This is a genomic window from Streptomyces sp. DI166 (assembly GCF_900091315.1).
Lineage (GTDB): Bacteria > Actinomycetota > Actinomycetes > Streptomycetales > Streptomycetaceae > Streptomyces > Streptomyces fuscus.
Map to the genome: position 1 here is coordinate 18,068 of NZ_FLSP01000070.1, position 19,398 is coordinate 37,465.

General features: G+C 71.6%; 20 protein-coding genes. 9 read left to right on the top strand and 11 right to left on the bottom strand.

The annotated features are described in order from the left end of the window. Positions 1–37: 37 nt before the first annotated feature. The gene (gene cpt / locus GA0115233_RS28365; protein WP_093723162.1) at positions 38–571 is read right to left on the bottom strand and encodes a chloramphenicol phosphotransferase CPT; all 534 of its coding nucleotides are present in this window, start codon (positions 569–571) and stop codon (positions 38–40) included. A gap of 202 nt (positions 572–773) precedes the next feature. Between cpt and GA0115233_RS41945 the strand changes: the two genes are divergently transcribed. The 3 genes from GA0115233_RS41945 to GA0115233_RS28375 all read left to right on the top strand — a co-directional run bounded on the left by GA0115233_RS41945 (position 774) and on the right by GA0115233_RS28375 (position 2,624). Then, positions 774–899 (top strand): hypothetical protein, encoded by a 126-nt coding sequence (locus GA0115233_RS41945; protein WP_255310380.1) that lies wholly within the window; start codon positions 774–776, stop codon positions 897–899. 86 nt (positions 900–985) lie between these two features. After that, entirely contained in the window at positions 986–1,555 is a 570-nt protein-coding gene (locus GA0115233_RS28370) for a hypothetical protein (RefSeq protein ID WP_093723163.1), read from the top strand. Between the two features lie 256 nt (positions 1,556–1,811). Further along, positions 1,812–2,624, top strand: coding sequence for an HAD family hydrolase (locus tag GA0115233_RS28375; RefSeq protein WP_093723164.1), 813 nt, complete (start codon positions 1,812–1,814; stop codon positions 2,622–2,624). A 98-nt stretch (positions 2,625–2,722) separates the two neighbouring features. Here GA0115233_RS28375 and GA0115233_RS42260 read toward each other — a convergent pair whose 3' ends face one another. Together GA0115233_RS42260 and GA0115233_RS28385 are read right to left on the bottom strand one after the other, a co-directional pair. Beyond that, the gene (locus GA0115233_RS42260) at positions 2,723–4,006 is read right to left on the bottom strand and encodes a cytochrome P450 (protein ID WP_093723165.1); all 1,284 of its coding nucleotides are present in this window, start codon (positions 4,004–4,006) and stop codon (positions 2,723–2,725) included. Between the two features lie 67 nt (positions 4,007–4,073). After that, entirely contained in the window at positions 4,074–4,655 is a 582-nt protein-coding gene (locus GA0115233_RS28385; protein WP_093723166.1) for a TetR/AcrR family transcriptional regulator, read from the bottom strand. Positions 4,656–4,756: 101 nt separating this feature from the next. On the opposite strand from GA0115233_RS28385, the gene GA0115233_RS28390 reads away from it, so the two are divergent. Together GA0115233_RS28390 and GA0115233_RS28395 are read left to right on the top strand one after the other, a co-directional pair. Continuing rightward, positions 4,757–6,946 carry an MMPL family transporter gene (locus GA0115233_RS28390; RefSeq protein WP_093723167.1) on the top strand — a complete coding sequence of 730 codons (2,190 nt, stop codon included), beginning with the start codon at positions 4,757–4,759 and terminating at the stop codon, positions 6,944–6,946. A gap of 111 nt (positions 6,947–7,057) precedes the next feature. Then, positions 7,058–7,483 carry a tetratricopeptide repeat protein gene (locus tag GA0115233_RS28395; protein WP_093723168.1) on the top strand — a complete coding sequence of 142 codons (426 nt, stop codon included), beginning with the start codon at positions 7,058–7,060 and terminating at the stop codon, positions 7,481–7,483. Between the two features lie 111 nt (positions 7,484–7,594). Here the strand turns inward: GA0115233_RS28395 and GA0115233_RS28400 are convergent, their stop codons facing one another. Continuing rightward, positions 7,595–8,299 (bottom strand): DUF4328 domain-containing protein, encoded by a 705-nt coding sequence (locus GA0115233_RS28400; RefSeq protein ID WP_255310381.1) that lies wholly within the window; start codon positions 8,297–8,299, stop codon positions 7,595–7,597. Positions 8,300–8,456: 157 nt separating this feature from the next. Between GA0115233_RS28400 and GA0115233_RS28405 the strand changes: the two genes are divergently transcribed. Next, complete coding sequence (locus tag GA0115233_RS28405; RefSeq protein ID WP_093723169.1) at positions 8,457–8,930, top strand: DUF6174 domain-containing protein; 474 nt, start codon at positions 8,457–8,459, stop codon at positions 8,928–8,930. Here the strand turns inward: GA0115233_RS28405 and GA0115233_RS28410 are convergent. Next, positions 8,927–9,361: a hypothetical protein gene (locus tag GA0115233_RS28410; protein WP_093723170.1), complete on the bottom strand. Its 435-nt coding sequence runs from the start codon at positions 9,359–9,361 to the stop codon at positions 8,927–8,929. The two genes, GA0115233_RS28405 and GA0115233_RS28410, sit on opposite strands and share 4 nt — an antisense overlap. Positions 9,362–9,777: 416 nt before the next feature. On the opposite strand from GA0115233_RS28410, the gene GA0115233_RS28420 reads away from it, so the two are divergent. Further along, positions 9,778–10,329, top strand: a complete 552-nt coding sequence (locus GA0115233_RS28420) for a YciI family protein (RefSeq protein WP_093723171.1) — start codon at positions 9,778–9,780, stop codon at positions 10,327–10,329. Positions 10,330–10,333: 4 nt separating this feature from the next. Here GA0115233_RS28420 and GA0115233_RS28425 read toward each other — a convergent pair whose 3' ends face one another. From GA0115233_RS28425 to GA0115233_RS28445, 5 genes are all read right to left on the bottom strand, one after another. Beyond that, positions 10,334–10,567, bottom strand: coding sequence for a hypothetical protein (locus GA0115233_RS28425; RefSeq protein ID WP_093723172.1), 234 nt, complete (start codon positions 10,565–10,567; stop codon positions 10,334–10,336). 58 nt (positions 10,568–10,625) lie between these two features. Then, on the bottom strand, positions 10,626–10,898 hold the full coding sequence (locus GA0115233_RS28430; RefSeq protein WP_093723173.1) for a hypothetical protein: 273 nt from the start codon (positions 10,896–10,898) through the stop codon (positions 10,626–10,628). Positions 10,899–10,959: 61 nt separating this feature from the next. After that, positions 10,960–11,979 (bottom strand): LLM class flavin-dependent oxidoreductase, encoded by a 1,020-nt coding sequence (locus GA0115233_RS28435; protein WP_093723174.1) that lies wholly within the window; start codon positions 11,977–11,979, stop codon positions 10,960–10,962. Between the two features lie 61 nt (positions 11,980–12,040). Then, the gene (locus tag GA0115233_RS28440) at positions 12,041–13,540 is read right to left on the bottom strand and encodes a metallophosphoesterase family protein (RefSeq protein ID WP_093723175.1); all 1,500 of its coding nucleotides are present in this window, start codon (positions 13,538–13,540) and stop codon (positions 12,041–12,043) included. Between the two features lie 20 nt (positions 13,541–13,560). Beyond that, on the bottom strand, positions 13,561–14,364 hold the full coding sequence (locus GA0115233_RS28445) for an MHYT domain-containing protein (protein WP_093723176.1): 804 nt from the start codon (positions 14,362–14,364) through the stop codon (positions 13,561–13,563). Positions 14,365–14,509: 145 nt separating this feature from the next. Between GA0115233_RS28445 and argG the strand changes: the two genes are divergently transcribed. Next, positions 14,510–15,955, top strand: coding sequence for an argininosuccinate synthase (argG, locus tag GA0115233_RS28450; protein WP_093723177.1), 1,446 nt, complete (start codon positions 14,510–14,512; stop codon positions 15,953–15,955). 230 nt (positions 15,956–16,185) lie between these two features. Further along, positions 16,186–18,579, top strand: a complete 2,394-nt coding sequence (locus GA0115233_RS28455) for an ATP-binding cassette domain-containing protein (RefSeq protein ID WP_093723178.1) — start codon at positions 16,186–16,188, stop codon at positions 18,577–18,579. Positions 18,580–18,583: 4 nt separating this feature from the next. Here GA0115233_RS28455 and GA0115233_RS28460 read toward each other — a convergent pair whose 3' ends face one another. Then, positions 18,584–19,345, bottom strand: coding sequence for a DeoR/GlpR family DNA-binding transcription regulator (locus GA0115233_RS28460; protein ID WP_093723179.1), 762 nt, complete (start codon positions 19,343–19,345; stop codon positions 18,584–18,586). Positions 19,346–19,398: the final 53 nt, after the last annotated feature.

Below are 19,398 nucleotides of genomic sequence, written 5' to 3' on the forward strand. Positions count from 1 at the left end.
GTTGACCGTCCATGGCGAAGTGTTGATCGTTCCTTGGTCAGCCGAGGTACGAGGCGATGGTGCGCGCGCAGTCCAGTGACTCCGTGTGGGTGGTGTCCACTTCGAGGTCGTAGCGCACCTGGCGGTGCACCGGCTCCGCCTGCCGCGCGGCCATGCCCGGGGTGCGGTCCCCGCGGGCGATCTCCCGGGCAGCGGCGACCTCGGGGTCGCAGCGCACGCCGACCCACAGCACGTCGAGGTCGCCGAGCGCCTTCTCCCACCGCTGCTGGGAGGCGGCGCCGCCGAGGAAGACGTCGTCGACGACGATCCGCGCCCCGGCCCGGGCCATCGCGGCGATGCCCTCCGCCCAGGCCGCCTGGAGGGCCATGAAGTCGCCGCCGACGCTCACCGAGCCGTCGTCGCCGAAGGTGATCCCGTCGTCGGTGGTCTGCATCCTCGCGGGGAGCGCGTCGACGAACGAGTCCACCCCGAACGCCAGCCACGGATCGGGCAGCACGGCCTGAAGACAGCGCACGAGCCCGGACTTCCCCGAGCTGGAGCCGCCGTTGAGGATGATCACTTGAGTCGCCACGGGGCCACGCTACGGCGGACGGGGTCGCGGAACGAAACGGATTTCGCCCGCCGGGTGGGCGGAAGTCCTGTGCCTTGCCAACCTTCCCCGCTACTCTCGGAGTTGCTTCCATCCATGCCCCGCGCGGGCTCGGGGGGAGCCGCTGTCGGCGCCGTTCCACGGACGGGGCCGACGGAGGCGAACCGGATGGGAGGTGAAGTTCATGGCCGACGACAAGTCGACCAGGGCGGCCACGCTCTGCGCGGACCTGGCAAAGCGGGTCATCGCCGCGCTCAGCGCTCGCGCGATGTGGGCGGCGGTGCTCTATCTGCTGCACCGCGACGTGTGACGTCCGGGGTCCCGGTCCCGCCCCCAGGGCCGGGGCCCCGCTTTTTCTGTCGCCCGTGGCCCCCGCGCGCTGGCACGCTGACCGCCATGGACCAAGTGGAAGCACTGCTGATCGGTGGACGGGCCGGGGTCGGGAAGACGACGGTCGGGTGGGAGGTCTCCGCCCGGTTGCGGGCCGCCGGGGTGGCCCACGCGGTCGTCGAGGGTGACTACCTGGGTCAGATCCATCCGGCGCCGGACGGCGACCCGCGCCGCGCGGGGATCACCGAGCGCAACCTCCGAGCCGTCTGGGCCAACTTCGCCGAGCAGGGCTGTCGGCGGCTGATCTACACCAACACGGTGAGCGTGCTCTCCGCCGCGACGGGGATGTTCGAGCGCGCCATGGGCCCTGGAGTGCGTCTGGTTCGCGTGCTGCTCACCGCCACCGACGACACGGCCCGCGCCCGCCTGACCGGCCGTGAGATCGGGTCGGAACTGGAGGGGGAGCTGGCGGCCAGTCTGCGCAAGGCGCGGCTGCTGGAGCGTGAGGCGACGGCGGACACCGTGCGGGTGGCGACCGACGGCCGGGCTGTGACGGAGATCGCCCGGGAGGTCGTGGCCGCGACGGGGTGGGCGGCGGCCGATTTGGATCCGCCGCCGGTCCTACCGTATGGTTGATCTTGCGCCGGTCGCCGCAACTCAGGGCGAATGGCAGTGCGTTGGTGGTCCAAAGCAAGACGCCCCGCTTCCTGCGGGGAAATGCAGGTGCGAGACCTGCCCAGCGCTCGGATGTACGGCCCGTCCCGGTCCTCGGGGCGGGCCGTACGCGTTGCCCGGCACCTGCGACCGGTCATAAGTTGATGAATCAACTACACTGGATGTCCGTAGTTCCGCGGCCCGAGGCTCCGGAACGCCAGGACGAGAAGGTGCCGCCGTGGCCACACCCCGACTCATCGCCACCGACCTCGACGGCACCCTGCTGCGCAGCGACGGCACGCTGTCGCCCCGCACCCGGGCCGCCCTCGCCGCGGTCGAGCGGGCCGGGATCCCGGTCGTACTGGTCACCGGCCGCCCGTCACGGGTCGTGGACGCGCTGCTGGAGATCATCGGGCCGCACCACGTCATCGCCGCGAACGGCGCCGCCGTGCACACCCCCGACGGTTCCCTCGCCCTCGCCTCGCCGCTGCCGCCCGCCGCGGCCACGGGGCTGGTGACCGGGCTGCGGGCCGCGGTCCCCGGGGTCTCCTTCGCGGTCGAGTACGACCGGGACTTCGGCCATGAACCGGACTACCCCACCTGGTCGTTCGGCAGTGACGCGGTCGAACTCGTCGGTGCCGCCGAGGCGTTGGTGAGCCGTACTCCCGCCAGGCCCCTGCTGAAGATCCTCGCCCACCACCCGACCCTCCCGCTGGACGACTTCGTCGCGCGGGCCGCATCGGCCGTGGGACCGTGTGCCGAGACCACCCACTCCACCGGACTGTCCCTCGTCGAGTTCAGCGCGCCCGGCGTCACCAAGGCGACCACCCTGGTCGAGTGGAGCAAGCGCCTCGGCATCGGCGCCGACGAGATCGCCGCGTTCGGCGACATGCCCAACGACCTGCCCATGCTCACGGTCGCGGGCCACTCCTACGCCATGGCCAACGCCCACCCGGACGTCCTGGCCACCGCACGGCACCGCACGTCCTCCAACGACGAGGACGGCGTCGCCCAGGTGCTGGAGGGGTTCCTGGACACGCTGGTGGCCTAGGACCTACGCCCGCTCCACCGACGAGGACGGCGTCGCCGAGGCGCTGGAAGGGTTCCTGGGCACACTCGTGGCCTATGACTTACGCCCGCTCCACAGTCTCAGGCCCGCTCCACCGTCACCCGCAGCGGCGCTCGGAACGACAGCAGGCCGAGCATCAGGTCGTCCGCCGATGGGGACAGCCGGGCCGAGGGCAGTCGGCGGGCCGCCGCTCGCAGGGCCACCGCCGCCTCCGTACGGGCCAGGGACGCGCCCGGGCAGCGGTGGCGGCCGACTCCGAACGCCAGGTGCTGCCGTACGTTCGCCCGGTGCGGGCACAGGCGCTCCGGGGCGTCGAAGACCTCCGGGTCCGAGCCGCTGCCCAGCAGCAGGAGCAACAGCTGGGCTCCTTCGGGGAGTTGGGCACCGCCCAGCTCGACCGGGCGTGCCGTCACCCGGCGCCACGAGGTCACCGGGGGCTCACGGCGCAGCACCTCCTCCACCCAGGCGCGCGGGAGGTCGTCCTCGGCGGCGGCGCGGGCCCAGATGCCCGGCTCGGTCAGGGCGTGGCGCAGCACCGTGGCGATGAGCTGGCCGGTGGTGGACTGACCGGCGATGAAGACGAAGAAGCAGGCGGCGACCGCGGTTCCGACATCCAGCCGTTCGCCGTCCGGCAGCCGGTGCCCGGTCAGGGCCCGGACGAAGGAGCCGGGACGGGCCGCGCCGTCGGACACCGTCGCCGTCAGCCAGCGGTGGAACTCGGCCACCAGCTCCGCCAGTTCGAGCTGCCGCTCCGGTGTCGGCCGGCCCCAGAACAGCTCCAGCGAGGCATCGCTCCAGCGGATCAGCGTGGCCGGTGCGACGCCCTCGATGCCGAGCAGCTCCATCAGCACCCGGCACGGCAGCACCTGGGCGAACGTGGTGAACAGATCGCAGCGCCCCGAGGTGTCGAACCGCTCCCGCACCCCGTCGAGCAGTTCGTCGGCGATGCGCTCGATGACCGGTAGGGCGGCGGAGACCCGCTGGGCGTTGAAGAACCGCGTCACCACGCGGCGCAGCCCCGGGTGGCTGTCGGTGCCGTTGTTGGCCAGCGCGACCGGCAGGTTGAAGCCGGCCCGCGCCAGCACCCGCAGCGCGCCGAACGGCAGGGGCGTGACGGCGTTCTGCGCGTTGTCCGGCAGGTAGTCCTCCGGGGTGAGCAGCACCTGCCGGATGTCCCGGTGCCGGCTCACCAGCCACAGCCCGGTGCCCGCGTCGAAGTGCACCGGCGACTCGGCGCGCAGCGCGTCCAGCCACGGGTACGGGTCGCGGGTGAAGCCGTCGCCGAACAGGTCCAACGCGGCGCCGAGCGGGGCGGACACGTCGGTACCGAGCGGGGCGGATACGTCCAATACCGGGGAAGTCACGGCGGGGACGCTAACACGCGGTCACGGGGTGACCCCGGGTAAGTGCCCGGCGTCACTCAAGGCCTGTTCAGGACGGATCCGACCTGGTCACGAGCGCGTCGATACCGGCCCGCAGGAAGGCCATCGCGGCATCGATGTCGGCGTCCTCCGGGTGATGGCAGACCTCGCTGACCACCGCGGCCGCCGCCGCTGCCGCGATCCGGGGGCCGAAGTCGTCGGGCGACTCCCCGCGCTCCTCGGCGAGCAGCCGGGCGCCCTCCTGGATGACCTCGGTGAGCCGCACGCCGGTGACGGCCCGCACCTGCGGGTTGAGGTCGAGCATCCGCTCGTAGAGGTGATCGAGATCGGTCATCTCGGCGATCTCTCCGCGCAGCCAGTGCTCCAGCGCGTCCAGGAGCGGCAGTCCTTCCGGCCGGTCGCGCAGGGCCATGTGCAGCCGGTCCGCGAACTCGTCGAACTGCGAGGTGGCGAGCTCCAGCTTCGACGGGAAGTAGAGCGTGACGGTCCGCGGGGAGACCTCCGCCGCCGCGGCGATGTCGGCGATGGTCGTGGCCTCGAAGCCCCGCTCGGCGAACAGTTCGTACGCCGCCCGCAGGATCGCCTCCCGGCGTCGCGCCTTCGACCGTTCACGCAGACCCTCGCTCATCATGCCCGCACTTTACCATCGGTAGCGAATTTACAGTCGACTGCAAAAATGCCGTACGGTGCAAGAAGCGGGGGACGTAACTCAGCGAAGGAGAGGGGACAGGCATGGCCTCACGCCTGTACACATGGGCCCGGTGGGCGGTGCGCCGTCGCGGCCTGGTCGTCGCGGTCTGGCTGTTGCTGCTCGCCGTGGTCGGGGGTCTCGGGGTGACCCTGCACGGCAGGGCCAGTACCGAGTTCACGGTGCCGGGGATCGAGTCGCAGCAGGCCCAGGACCTGCTGGAGAAGGAGTTCCCGGAGGCCGCGGGCGGTGTGGTCCGGGTTGTCCTCGCGGCACCGGAGGGCGGTGACCTGACCGCGCCGGACACCTCGGCCGCCGTCGCGGCGAGCCTGCGCGAGGCCGCCGGGGTCGACGGCGTCGTCAATGTCCCCGACCCGCTGAAGGACCGGACCGTCTCGCCGGACCGGCGGATCGGCTATGCCGATGTCGTCTTCCGCGAGCAGGCCAGCGATGTCCCCGAAGAGTCGAAGGACGCGCTGTCCCGCGCGATGGACAAGGCCCGGGACGCCGGAATCCAGGTCGAGTTCGGGGGCTCCGCGATGGAGCCCAAGACGGAGGTCGGCGGACCCGCCGAAGTGGTCGGCGTCGTGGTCGCGTTCGTCGTCCTGGCTCTCGCCCTGGGCTCCCTCGTGGCCGCCGGACTGCCCCTGCTCACCGCCCTGGTCGGGGTGGTGATCGGCGTCCTCGGCGTCCGGTTCGTCAGCCGCTACGTCGAGATGACCAACACCGCCACCGTGCTCGCCCTGATGATCGGGCTGGCCGTCGGCATCGACTACGCACTGTTCATCATCTCCCGCCATCGCGAACAACTCGCCGATCCCGACCGGGACGTGGCCGACTCCATCGCCCGCGCCGTGGCCACCGCGGGAGGCGCGGTGGTGTTCGCCGGGGCGACCGTGATCATCGCGCTGGCGGCGCTCGCGGTCACCGGCATCCCGTTCCTGACCGTGATGGGCGTGGCCGCCGCGGTGACCGTGCTGCTCGCGGTCCTGGTCGCCGTCAGTCTGGTCCCGGCCGCCCTCGCCCTGCTCGGCGAGCGACTGCGGCCCCGCGCCCGCGGTACGGAGCGCAAGGCGCCCGGCGCCTGGGGCCTGGCGTGGGGCCGGGCGGTCACCCGCAAGCCGCTGCTCGTCCTGCTCGCCGGGGTCGTCGGACTGCTCGCGCTCGCCCTGCCCGCCCGCGACCTGCGCCTCGGCCTCCCCAGCAACGCCTCGCAGCCCACGAGCAGCACCCAGCACAAGAGCTACGACCTGCTGACCGAGGGCTTCGGACCGGGCTTCAACGCCACCCTGACGGCGATCGTCGACCTCGACGGCGTCCCCGCCGCCGACCGCACCACGACCGTGGGCGAACTGCGCGCGGACCTCGCGGGCGACCGGGGCGTCACCGTGGCCGCCCCGCCGGTCACCAACTCCGACGGCAGCCTCGCCGTCATCGCCGTGGTGCCGAAGACCGGGCCCGACGCCCAGGCCACCACCGATCTCGTGCACCGGCTGCGCGACCACGCGCCGGCCGTGGCCGAGGCGGGCGGCACCCTCTACATCGCGGGCCAGACGGCCGCGGCGATCGACGTCTCCGGCAAGCTCTCGGACGCGATGCCGCTGTTCGTCGCCCTCATCGTGGTCCTGGCGCTCATCCTGCTGACCATCGCCTTCCGCTCCCTGCTCGTGCCCCTGAAGGCGGCGCTCGGCTTCCTGCTGTCGGTCGCCGCGTCCCTCGGCGCCACGGTCTGGGTCTTCCAGGACGGCCATCTCATGGACCTCCTGGAGATCCCCTCCGCCGGGCCGGTGACCAGCTTCCTCCCCGTGCTGCTGATCGGCGTGCTCTTCGGGCTCGCCATGGACTACGAGGTGTTCCTGGTCAGCCGGATGCGCGAGCACCACGAGCACACCGGCGACGCGGCCGGGGCCGTCATCCGGGGCGTGGCCAGCAGCGGCCGGGTGGTCAGCGCCGCCGCGCTGATCATGGTCGCCGTCTTCGGCGGGTTCGTCTTCAACCACGACCCGATCATCAAGTCCATCGGCTTCGCCCTGGCCTTCGGTGTCCTCGTCGACGCCTTCGTGGTCCGGATGACCCTCGTACCGGCGGCCATGGCCCTCCTCGGCCGGCACGCCTGGTGGCTGCCGCGGTGGCTGGACCGGGTCACCCCGGACGTCGACATCGAGGGCGCGAAGCTCCCGGCGCACCGGGAGCCCGAGCCGGAGCGGAAGCAGGAGGAGGCGGTCGTGGGCTGAGGCCGCAGGGCGAGCGGGGACGCGGCCCGCGCCGGGAATAGGGCGTGCGCGGACCGCGTTCCCCCGCACGTGGTTGACGTATCAACCACGCTGGAAGCGAGGGCTGAGGGTATGACGACGAACGGCTTCAACGAGTACGCGGCTCACGGCGGCGTCGCCCCCGACCGCTGGGCGAGCGCCCTGCACCTGTTCGACAACGGTGCCGGGGTGCCGCACGAGGAGACGCTCCTGGAGCGCTGGGAGCGGGCGCGGTTCTTCTTCGACGCCCGGGACTACATCGGCGCCGCCCGGCTCCTCGCCGATGTAGTGGAGGAGGTCCCGGAGCAGACCGGCCCCCGGCTGCTGCTGGCCCGGGCCTACTACCACTCCGCCCAACTGCGGCGCGCCGAGGAGCAGTTGCGCCGCGTCATCGAGCGCGACCCGGTGGAGCACTACGCACACCTGATGCTGGGCCGCACGCTGGAGCGCCAGGGCCGCCACGAGGAGGCGGAGCCCTGGCTGAGGATGGCGGCCGCCTTCACCGGTGAGGCGCCGTAGAGGTTCACGTCCTTGGGGCGGCCTCGCCGCGCAGGGCCTTTGAGCTCTGCGCGGAGGTCACCCCGAGGGCGTGGAGGTCACCCCTAGGGCCGCGGTCCGGGGGAGCGGAGGCTAGGCGGCGGGGCCGTAGGGACCTTCGAGGACCTTGCGCTCGTGCATCGCGCTGAGCCGCAGGACGAACAGAATGGCCGCGCCCGCGGCCAGGATCTCCAGGCTGTCGCAGATCATGTACTGCACGGCGGCCTGGCGCAGCTCCGCCAGGTCGTCGGCGAAGTCGAACCGTGCCGCGCACCAGCGGCTGAAGACCGCGTTGCCGGCGAACAGGGCCCACCACAGGTTCACCGGCCAGACCGGCGCCCGGTACGGCTGCCCGTCGGTCGGCAGCGGCGAGGCGCCGCCCCACATGTCGAGGGCGATCCGGTACGGCACCCACAGATTCACGATCGGCACGAACCAGGCGCCGATGGCCCACCCCGCGCGGTGCCGGAACCGGTCCGGCGCCATCAGGCCGAGCGCGCGGCGCGTGCGGTAGAACCACTGGATGAACAGGGCGCCGCACAGAATGTAGGCGCCGCCCTGGAACCTGCCCGCCGTCTCCCACATCGACAGCGCGCCGTGGAGGTCCTGGGCATCGGTGGTGAGGAAGCCCGCCTCCCCGTCGATGACCCCGTACAGCCGTATTCCGGCCACGACGGCGAACACGCCGGTGAGCCCCGCCAGTCCGAGCAGCGCCGCGACCACGGCGGCCAGCCATCGTGGCGGCATCGGTATGCCCGTGGACTGCTGGGCGTGCGGACGTGGATCCAGGACGGACATGGCGGAGCCCCCCGAGTGAACAAGAACGTGAAACCAAGATCGATGCCCGCGTACCTTACGTCCTCACCGGCCCCGACCGCGCGGTGCCTGCGGCGCCGAACGTTCCGGCCCCCTTCGGCGTCGTAGGAGCAACCGTGTCGAAGGGATCGGATTTCACATGACTCGCGCACCCCGGCGTACCCGCACCGCCTCCGCCGTCGCCCTGGGCGGGGCCCTGCTCCTCGCCGCCGTCGGCTGCGGCGGCGAGAGCGGTACCGGAGTCCGTACGGCCGAGGAACCGCCGACCTGGCAGGAGCCCGCCGCGTACAGCTACACGCTGGAGTCGATGGCGGGGGAGCGGTCGCTGCTCGGGAAGTTCCGGATCACGGTCCGGGACGGTGAAGTGGCCGAGGCGACCGGGCTCGACGCCAGCGGGCTCCGGGTCGTGCGGCACATGCCGGAGCACGTGCCCACGATCGGCGACCTGCTGGCGGAGCTGCGCCGGGCACGCAAGGACGGCGCGGACCGGGCGGAGGCCGAGTACGCCGCCGACGGACATCCCGAGCGGATCGTCCTCGACCCGAGGGAGGGCGCCATCGACGACGAGGCCGTGTACGTCATCAGCGGCTACGAGGAGGCGAAGGCCGGCTAGGACCTCGGCGCCGGGCCGATGCCCTGGAGCTTCTGGATCTCCCCGCCCAGCTTCGGGCGGAGGTCGTCGAGCACCTCGGGCTTGGCGCCGACCACCCAGCGGGTGCCGACGAGATAGGTCCCGCCGTACACGGAGGCCGAGTCCAGCCAGGTCTGCTTCAGTCTCTCCTCGGGGAAGGTGGTGATGACGTAGTCGGCCTTCTCGGTGCGGCACACGCCTTCGCGCAGTTCGTCCGCCTCGATGCGGATCTTCGGCTTGCAGCCCGTCAGTCCCGCGATCACCTCGACCTTGGCGGGGGCGACGACACCGGCGGACGCCGCGGCCGAGACCTTCTCGGCCCTGGGAGCGGCGGCCGCGTCGTCCTCGCCGCCCCCGCATCCCGCCGCCAGGGGAGCCAGTACCACCAATCCGACGATGAGCGCACGTCTCACTCGGTCCCACTCTTTCCTTCGATCAACCGTCCGAGGGGAGTACGGACACCGGGCCCGGACTGTTCAAGCGCTCGCACGGGCGCCAGTAATCAACTTTGACTAGATTGGGGTCATGGGTAAAACGACCATTCCGATCCTCCCGTGCCGGACCCTCCCGTCGCTCCTTGACTCCCCGAAGCCGCGGCGAAGGTCGTCGACCGGGCGCTCGGGCCGGCGGACGAGCGGCCGACGCCGGTCCCGCGCGCGGACATCGCCCGTCGGCTCGACGACGAAGACACGGCGGCCGGGATGCTGGAGTGGGCCGCGGCGGTCCCCCTCACCCCGGACACGCTGCGGCGGCTGGAGGAGCCGGGCGAGCGCTGATCGGGCCGAAAGTCTGTTGAGGCCCCGCCTGCGGTGGGGGAGGCTCGGGGGTCATGGAGTTCCTCTGTTACCACCGGGACCGCCGCGGGTCCCTTCCGCTGCGCGAGAAGCTCGTCGAGGAGCACTGGTCCTACATGGACCGGTACGCGGACGGGATGATCGCCCGCGGGCCCACCTTCGCCGAGGACGGCGAGACACCGTCCGGCAGTGTGCACATCCTCGATCTGCCGGACCCCGCCGCCGCCCGCGCCTTCGCCTTCGACGAGCCCAACTACCAGGCCGGCGTGTACCGCGACGTGCTGCTGCGCCGCTGGCGCAACCTGCTCGGACGCACCATGTGGGACTTCCCCGGCGGGCCCACGGGTGGCAGTCGCTACCTGGTGCTCGGGTTCGGCGAGGGTGCTGCGGCCGATCTCACCGTTCCGCTGTCCCAGCAGGACGAACTGATCGCGTACGGCCCCCTGTTGTCCGACGACGCCGCCACCTGGCTCGGCACCGCGGCCCTGCTCCGGGCACCCGACCCGGAGAGCGCCCGCGCCCTGCTCACCAAGGACCGGTACGCCGAGACCGAGGTCCACGACTGGGAGTTCGGCGGACGGCGCTGACGCGTCACTCGATGTACCCGGTGGCCGGGTCGACCTGAGCGAGGAAGTCCCTTACGGTTTCTTCGAGTTCGGCCCGGCCGAGCGGCGCCGGAGGGTGGGTGCGGAACGCGAAACCGTACTGCGGGTCCCGACCGGACACCCACGTCAGCTCGTAGCTGCCCGGACTGTCGGGCGGCTGCACGACCTCGAACTCCTCACCGTCGACGGTGATCCGGGACCGTATGCCGTCCGTTGCCATGGCGGCTCCTCTCAAGGCCGAAACGGCGAGAGTACCCGCGGTATCCGGCCCACCTGGCCTACCCGGCCTGGCGTACGGCCTGGGCCACTTCGGACTCCACGTCGCCGAGGGCGGCGCCCTGTTCCTTCGCGTACTCCGTGAGGGACGTGTGGGCGTCGCGGGCGAGGTCGCGCCAGGCCCGCCACGCGGTCTCGTAGGTCTGGGTCTGCGTGTCCGACCAGCCGCCGGTCTGGGCCGGCGGGCCGTACTGCGCGCGCAGGCCCTCCACCCGGCGGTGCGCCTCGTCCGCCGCGCGCTGCTTCTCGATCAGCTCCTCGAAGGTGTGTGCCACTGTGCGATCGTAAGAAGCCCGGGCGCGAAGCGCGCGCCGAGCGGCAGACGGCGCAGACCCGTCACGCGGACGGCTGCCGGCCCAGCTCGGGCCCCAGCTTCACGGCCATGTCGGTGAGGATCTGCACATAGTCCTCGTGCTCGAAGGTGAAGGGCAGCGCGAAGGCCACCTCGTCCACCTCACGGAACGCGGCGTGCGCGTGCAGGTGCTCCGCTATTTCCGCGCTGGTGCCGACCAGGTCCGGGGCGAACATCAGCCGGGCCGGGCCCTGCGGGGACCGCGTGCGCGGGGTGCGCCTGAGGGCGTACTCCTCGTACTTCGCCCGCTGGGCCGGGGTCGCCGAGTCCGTCGGGATCACCACCAGGCCCTGGGAGACCCGGGCCCGCTCGCCGTCCGGGTGGGCGGCGCGGAAGGCGCGGACGTGGGAGAGCTGGATCCGCTCGAAGTCCGCCGACTCCTCGGCCTTCACCACACTGCTGGTCAGCAGGTTCATTCCGTGCTCACCGGCCCAGCGGGCCGAGCGGAGGCTGCCGCCGCCGTACCACATACGGCCGCTCAGGCCGGGGGAGTGCGGCTGGACGCGCCGGGAGAACACCTCGAAGCCCTCGGTGCCCTCGAAGTCGGTGGCCGCCTCACCGCGTACGAGGTCCAGCAGACGGCGCACCCGGTCGTAGCCGAAGTCCTCGGCCTGCGCGGTGTCCGGGTAGAGCGCCTGCTGGACGCGGTCGTAGTGCATGGGCGGGCCCACGCTGACACCGGGGTTCAGCCGGCCGCCGGACAGGACGTCGACCGTGGCCAGGTCCTCGGCCAGGCGCAGCGGGTTCTCCCAGCCCAGCGGGGTGACCGCGGTGCCCAGCTCGATCCGGCGGGTGCGCTGGGTGGCCGCCGCCAGCAGGGCGACGGGCGAGGATATGCCGTACTGGAGATGGCGGTGCCGGACCCAGGCACTGTCGAAGCCGAGCCGTTCACCCAGCTCGATGAGGCCGAGCGTGGCTTCGTGACCGGCACCCGGGTCGTGCTCGTCGAACAGGCCCATGGTCAGGAAGCCCAGTTTGCGCAGCGGTCGCGGGGTCGACGGCACAGGTCCTCCAAAGTTCAAGAGTTTTTCCGTGCCAACCGCGGCCGTGCCCGTCCTGTTCCGCTCAGACGAGGGAAATCGTCACCTCGTCCTCCACCGGGGGCTCGATCTCCTGGGCCCGGTTGCCCGTGGCCGCGTAGCAGCGCAGCCGGACCGACTCCGGGGAGACGTCCACGCGCAGGAAGGACTTGAAGAACGGCGGGCTGTAGGTCGCCGAACCGGGCGAGAACAGCGAGGTGTGGATCTTGCGCACCGGCAGCCGCAGCCGGGAGGCGCGGTCGGGGCGGCGGCCCGCGCCCAGCAGGCTCGCCACGATCCGGGTGCGCCGGGTGACCCTGGCGGCCGTCCGCTGCGACCGGGTGAGCGGGATGCCCAGGCGCCCGGCGACCACGGCCGCCGCCTCGGCCTCGCTGAGGGTGAAGAAGCGGCGCAGGCGCAGCCGGCGGCCGTACAGGGCGCTGTAGAAGGCGAGGGAGTCGCCGCGCAGAGGGTAGCAGCGGAAGTCCGCCTCGGTCACGCCCGCGATGTCGACGCGGGGGATGGTGTGGGTGGCGTGCATGAACGCGCCGCCGCCGCCCGAGACGACGTACTGGATGGTGCGGTCGCCCACCCGCACCGGATAGCGCTGGTAGTTGTGGATGTCGCCGCCTATCGCCGCCACATAGCGGTGCGCCGGGTCGCGGACGATGTCGTCGACCGTGCCGCCGCCCTCGATCGGGCAGGGGTGGTGCTCGCCGTCCACGTACAGCGGGGAACCCGTGATCAGGATCTTCGGGCGCGGGTCGCGGGAGACCTCGCGCAGCCAGGCGCCCTGCTCCGCGTCGAGGGTGCCGAGCAGCCCGGTGTCGATACCGATCAGGCGCACCGGTCCGGCGTCGATCGCCCAGTACGGGCCGGGCTGGACGGCCTGCTGCTCGGGCGCGGAGCGCAACTTGCGGGCCTCGTCCAGGTGTTGGCCGTCCGTGCGGCGCGGCCGGTGCCACAGCAGGGAGCGCGGCCAGGCCCGGGTGAGCGGGCGCGGCCGGGACTCGGGCTCCAGCGGCGGGGCGTCGCAGAAGACGCGCATGAAGGCGCCGAGGTCCTCGTACCAGTCATGGTTGCCGGGTATCGCGTAGATCGGCGCCCGGTAGTCCTGGTAGGGGCGGAAGAACTTGTCGGCGTAGTCGTCGGCGCTGCCCACCGGGTAGATCACGTCACTCGCGAGCACCGCGAAGCTCGTGCCCTCGCCCGCCTTCAACAGCCCCGGCACGACCGAGTACTGGGGCTCGCCGCCCTCCCCGGTGTCCCCGACGACCAGGAAGGAGAAGCGGTCCGGGTCTGAGCGCCGGATCACCTTGTCCGCGGGTGCCCCGGCCGCGGCCCGCTGCGCCGTCCAGCGGGCCCGGGTCCGCCCGGTCGGATCGCCGAACCAGGAGGCGAGCACGCCGTTGCGGGCCGCCCACAGCATCCGCGGGTCCAGCCAGGAGATCCGCATGACGTCCGGGGGCATAAACCGCCGGTAGGTACCGCGTTCCGCGGTTCCCCAGCCGGCGCCTTCGGCGGTATCGCGTGAGGATTCAGACACCCGTGCACCGTAACAACGATCTATGAACGGGCGTGCGGCGCAACGCTCTTGACCGACTGTCGGTCGTCCGTGCCCCCGCCCTTGTCGTCGTTGAGGACGAGCCCCGGGTCGAACATCACCACCACGCCCACGAGCCCCAGGAACACCACCGGGCCGAGGAGCATGGGCAGCAGCAGGGAGGTGGGGGAGTCGCCCGACCAGGTGCCCTGTTCCGCCCAGCTGTGCAGATGGACTGTCACGGCCGCCATGCCGGTGTAGTGCATCCCGGACACGGCCAGGCCCATCACCAGGCTCGCCCCGAGGCTCGCCAGGAAGCCCCGCACCGTCACCGCCGCCCACAGGGCGGCGGTCGCCGCGCCGATCGCGATCAGGACGGAGAGGTGGACGGTGAGGATGTCGTAGCGGATGTCCGCGCCGAGCCGCAGCGCGGCCATGCCGAGGTAGTGCATGGCCGCGATCCCGAGCCCGGTGACCACGCCCGCGAAGGTGAGCGTGGCCGGGCTCGCGCCCCGGCGGCCCACGAGGAAGACCCCGACGCCCACCACCACGATCGCCACGACCAGGCTCAGTACCGTCAGGGTGACGTCGTAGCGGACCCGCGTCTCCTCGACCTGGAAGCCGATCATGGCGATGAAGTGCATGGTCCAGATGCCGCACCCGATGGACGTGGCGCCCAGCGCCAGCCAGCCGGTCTTCCATGTCTCCTCGTCGATCAGCGACCGCACGATGCAGCGCAGTCCGAGCGCGCCTCCCAAGCAGGCCATCAGAAAGGCCGCCACGGGGGTCACCACCCCGTACCGGAACCCGTCGACCGTCCCCTCCACGTGCCAACTCCCCCCAGAGCCAAGGCCGGTTGAGGTGAAAGGTTTACGTTGTGCGACCCCTGTGAAGCAAGCCCCGCTACTGGTCCGGACCGGCCTCGCCACTAGGGCGTTGCATGTTCATGCGTTGTCGTGCATACTTCTGCGTATGTCCAAAGTGCTTACCTCCCTCCCCGTCGGCTCGCGCGTCGGGATCGCCTTCTCCGGGGGCCTCGACACCTCCGTGGCGGTCGCCTGGATGCGCGACAAGGGTGCCGTGCCCTGCACGTACACCGCCGACATCGGCCAGTACGACGAGCCCGACATCGCGTCGGTGCCCGGCCGCGCGAAGACCTACGGTGCCGAGATCGCGCGCCTGGTCGACTGCCGCGCGGCGCTGGTCGAGGAGGGCCTGGCGGCGCTGACCTGCGGCGCCTTCCACATCCGCACCGGCGGCCGGGCGTACTTCAACACCACGCCCCTGGGCCGCGCGGTCACCGGCACCATGCTGGTGCGGGCGATGATGGAGGACGACGTCCAGATCTGGGGCGACGGCTCCACCTTCAAGGGCAACGACATCGAGCGGTTCTACCGCTACGGCCTGCTCGCCAACCCGCACCTGCGGATCTACAAGCCCTGGCTCGACGCCGACTTCGTCACCGAGCTGGGCGGCCGCAAGGAGATGTCGGAGTGGCTGCTCGCCCACGACCTCCCCTACCGGGACTCGACGGAAAAGGCGTACTCCACCGACGCCAACATCTGGGGCGCCACGCACGAGGCGAAGACCCTGGAGCACCTGGACACCAGCCTGGAGACCGTGCAGCCGATCATGGGCGTGCGGTTCTGGGACCCCGCGGTGGAGATCGCCACCGAGGACGTCACGATCGGCTTCCAGCAGGGCCGCCCGGTCACCATCAACGGCAAGGAGTTCGCCTCCGCCGTCGACCTGGTGATGGAGGCCAACGCCATCGGCGGCCGGCACGGCCTGGGCATGTCCGACCAGATCGAGAACCGGATCATCGAGGCCAAGAGCCGCGGCATCTACGAGGCGCCCGGCATGGCGCTGCTGCACGCCGCCTACGAGCGCCTGGTCAACGCGATCCACAACGAGGACACCCTCGCCCAGTACCACAACGAGGGCCGCCGCCTCGGCCGGCTGATGTACGAGGGCCGCTGGCTGGACCCGCAGGCGCTGATGATCCGCGAGTCGCTCCAGCGCTGGGTCGGCCAGGCCGTCACCGGCGAGGTGACCCTGCGGCTGCGCCGCGGCGAGGACTACTCGATCCTCGACACCACCGGCCCGACCTTCAGCTACCACCCGGACAAGCTGTCCATGGAGCGCACCGAGGACGCCGCGTTCGGTCCCGTCGACCGCATCGGCCAGCTCACCATGCGCAACCTGGACATCGCCGACTCCCGCACCAAGCTGGAGCTGTACGCCGGGCTCGGCATGGTCGGCACCGCGGCGGCCGCCGCCGTGGAGACCTCCGGGACGACGAGCCTGATCGGCGCCCTGACCGAGGGCGGCGCCGAGGCCATCGCCTCCGTGGGCAAGGGCCCGGACAGCGACGAGGAGCTGCTGGACCACGCGGCCATGGAGTTCGGCACGGACTGACGGACGGTACGCACGCACGGCGCGGGCGGGTTCCTGGGACAGGGAACCCGCCCGCGCCGCGTTGTGCGCGGCGGCCCCCCGATCAGGAACGGAGAAGCGCCCGGCCCCCGGCAGTGGATAGCGTGGCAGTCGGCTTGAACCGCCCCCGATTCCGACGGCGATCAAGTACACCTTGACGTACTGTTCAAAGCCGGTCAGCTCCGGCCAGGCGATCCGACGAGGGAGACACGATGAGCAGGGCCACCAGGACGAACACCAAGTCGCCCGCGCCGCACATCGCCGACAGCCACGACCTGATCCGGGTGCACGGAGCCCGCGAGAACAATCTCAAGGACGTCGACATCGAGATCCCCAAGCGCCGGCTGACGGTGTTCACGGGCGTCTCCGGCTCCGGCAAGTCCTCCCTGGTCTTCGACACCATCGCAGCCGAGTCGCAGCGGCTGATCAACGAGACCTACCCCGCCTTCGTCCAGGGCTTCATGCCGAACCTGGCCCGGCCCGAGGTGGACGTCCTGGACGGCCTGACCACCGTGATCAGCGTCGACCAGCAGCGCATGGGCGCCGACCCGCGCTCCACCGTGGGCACCGCCACCGACGCCAACGCGATGCTGCGCATCCTCTTCAGCCGCCTCGGCAAGCCGCACATCGGCCCGCCCAGCGCGTACTCCTTCAACACGGCCTCGGTGAAGGCCAGCGGCGCGATCACCGTGCAGCGCGGCGACAAGACCAAGGCCGAGAAGGCCACCTTCGAGCGCACCGGCGGTATGTGCACCCGCTGCGAGGGCCGCGGCAAGGTCACCGACATCGACCTCACCCAGCTCTACGACGACACCAAGTCGATCTCCGAGGGCGCCTTCACCATCCCCGGCTGGAAGTCGGACAACGTCTGGACCGTCGGCATCTACGCCCAGTCCGGCCTGCTCGACCCCGACAAGCCGATCCGCCGGTACACCAAGAAGGAGATGCACTCCTTCCTCTACGGCGAGCCCATGAAGGTGAAGGTCAACGGCGTCAACCTCACCTACGAGGGCCTGATCCCGAAGATCCAGAAGTCCTTCCTGTCCAAGGACAAGGAGGCCATGCAGCCGCACATCCGGGCCTTCGTGGAGCGGGCCGTCACCTTCACCACCTGCCCCGAGTGCGACGGCAGCCGGCTCAGCGAGGGCGCCCGCAACTCCAGGATCAAGGGCGTCTCCATCGCCGACGCCTGCGCGATGGAGATCCGCGACCTCGCCGAGTGGGTGCGCGGTCTCAAGGAGCCGTCGGTGGCGCCGCTGCTGACCGCGCTCCAGCAGACCCTGGACTCCTTCGTGGAGATCGGCCTCGGCTACCTCGCCCTGGACCGCTCCTCCGGCTCACTGTCCGGCGGCGAGGCGCAGCGCGTGAAGATGATCCGCCACCTCGGCTCCTCGCTCACCGATGTCACCTACGTCTTCGACGAGCCGACCGTCGGCCTGCACCCGCACGACATCCAGCGGATGAACAACCTGCTGCTCAGGCTGCGCGACAAGGGCAACACGGTGCTGGTGGTCGAGCACAAGCCGGAGACCATCGCCATCGCCGACCACATCGTCGACCTCGGCCCCGGCGCCGGTTCCGGCGGCGGCACCGTCTGCTTCGAGGGCGACCTCGACGGGCTCAGGGCCTCCGACACGGTCACCGGCCGCCACCTCGACGACCGGGCGAAGCTGAAGGACACGGTGCGCGAGGCGACCGGCACGCTGGAGATCCGCGGCGCCACCGCCAACAACCTCCAGAACGTCGACGTGGACATCCCGCTCGGCGTGCTCACCGTCATCACCGGCGTCGCCGGTTCCGGAAAGAGCTCGCTGGTGCACGGCTCGATCCCGGCCGCCGAGGGCGTCGTCTCCGTCGACCAGAGCCCGATCCGCGGCTCCCGGCGCAGCAACCCCGCCACCTACACCTCCCTGCTCGACCCGATCCGCAAGGCGTTCGCCAAGGCCAACGGCGTCAAGCCCGCCCTGTTCAGCGCCAACTCCGAGGGCGCCTGCCCCACCTGCAACGGCGCCGGCGTCATCTACACCGACCTGGCGATCATGCAGAGCGTGGCCACGCCGTGCGAGGACTGCGAGGGCAAGCGGTTCCAGCCCTCGGTGCTGGAGTACCACCTCGGCGGCCGGGACATCGCCGAGGTGCTGGCGATGTCGGTGGCCGAGGCGCGGGAGTTCTTCGCCGAGGGCGAGGCCCGCACCCCGGCCGCGCACACCATCCTCACCCGGCTCGCCGACGTCGGCCTCGGCTACCTGACCCTCGGCCAGCCGCTGACGACCCTGTCCGGCGGTGAGCGGCAGCGGCTGAAGCTCGCCACGCACATGGCCGACAAGGGCGGCGTCTACGTCCTCGACGAGCCCACCACCGGTCTCCACCTGGCCGACGTGGAGCAACTGCTCGGTCTGCTGGACCGGTTGGTGGACTCCGGCAAGTCGGTCATCGTGATCGAGCACCACCAGGCGGTCATGGCGCACGCCGACTGGATCATCGACCTCGGCCCCGGCGCCGGTCACGACGGCGGAAAGATCGTCTTCGAGGGCACGCCCGCCGACCTGATCGCGGACCGCTCCACCCTCACCGGGGAGCACCTGGCGCAGTACGTCGGCGCCTGACGCCTCAGACGGTCCTGGTCACGACCCCGGCGCGCTCCAGCGCGGCGACCTCGTCGGCCGGTGCGGAGGCGTCGGTGACCAGGGTGTGCAGCTCGGTCGCGGGACCGACCCAGGCGTAGGCGGTGTGGCCGAGCTTGCTGCCGTCGGCGGCGGCGACGACCCGGCGCGAGGAGGCGATCGCCGCCTTCTTCACCGCCGCGTCGTCCAGGTCGTAGGCGGTCAGGCCGTCGGCCGCGCTCAGCCCGCAGCAGCCGATCACGGCGGTGTCGAAGCGCAGCGCCGCGAGGGAGGCGAGGGTGAGGGGGCCGGTCAGAGCCCCCTCGGCGGCCCTCGGCTGCCCGCCGGGCACCATCAGCCGGACCGGGGCCGGGCCGTCGCCGAGCACCTGGATGGACTGGAGCGACAGGGCCATCACCGTGACCGGCCGCTCGCGCAGCAGATGGGCCAGTTCCAGACAGGTGGTGCCGCTGTCGAGGAGGACGGTCTCACCGTCCGCGATCAGCTTGGACACCTCCGCCGCGATACGCCGCTTGGCCTCGATCGCGTCGTGCGCGCGCAGCGCGAACGGCGGCTCCTCGCCGCGCAGCAGCAGGGTGCGCGCCCCGCCTCGGACCCGCTCCAGGACCCCCTGCGCGGCCAGCGCGTCCAGGTCGCGCCGGATCGTCATCTCCGAGGCACCGGTCAGCGCGGCCAGCTCCTGCACCGAGCACCGGCCCGCCTCCTGGACGGCCTGGGCGATGACCCCGTGCCGTTCCGTGTTGCTCATCCCGCTCATGCCGGAGATTCAACCGCAGCCGAAACGAACAGGCAATGTGTGTG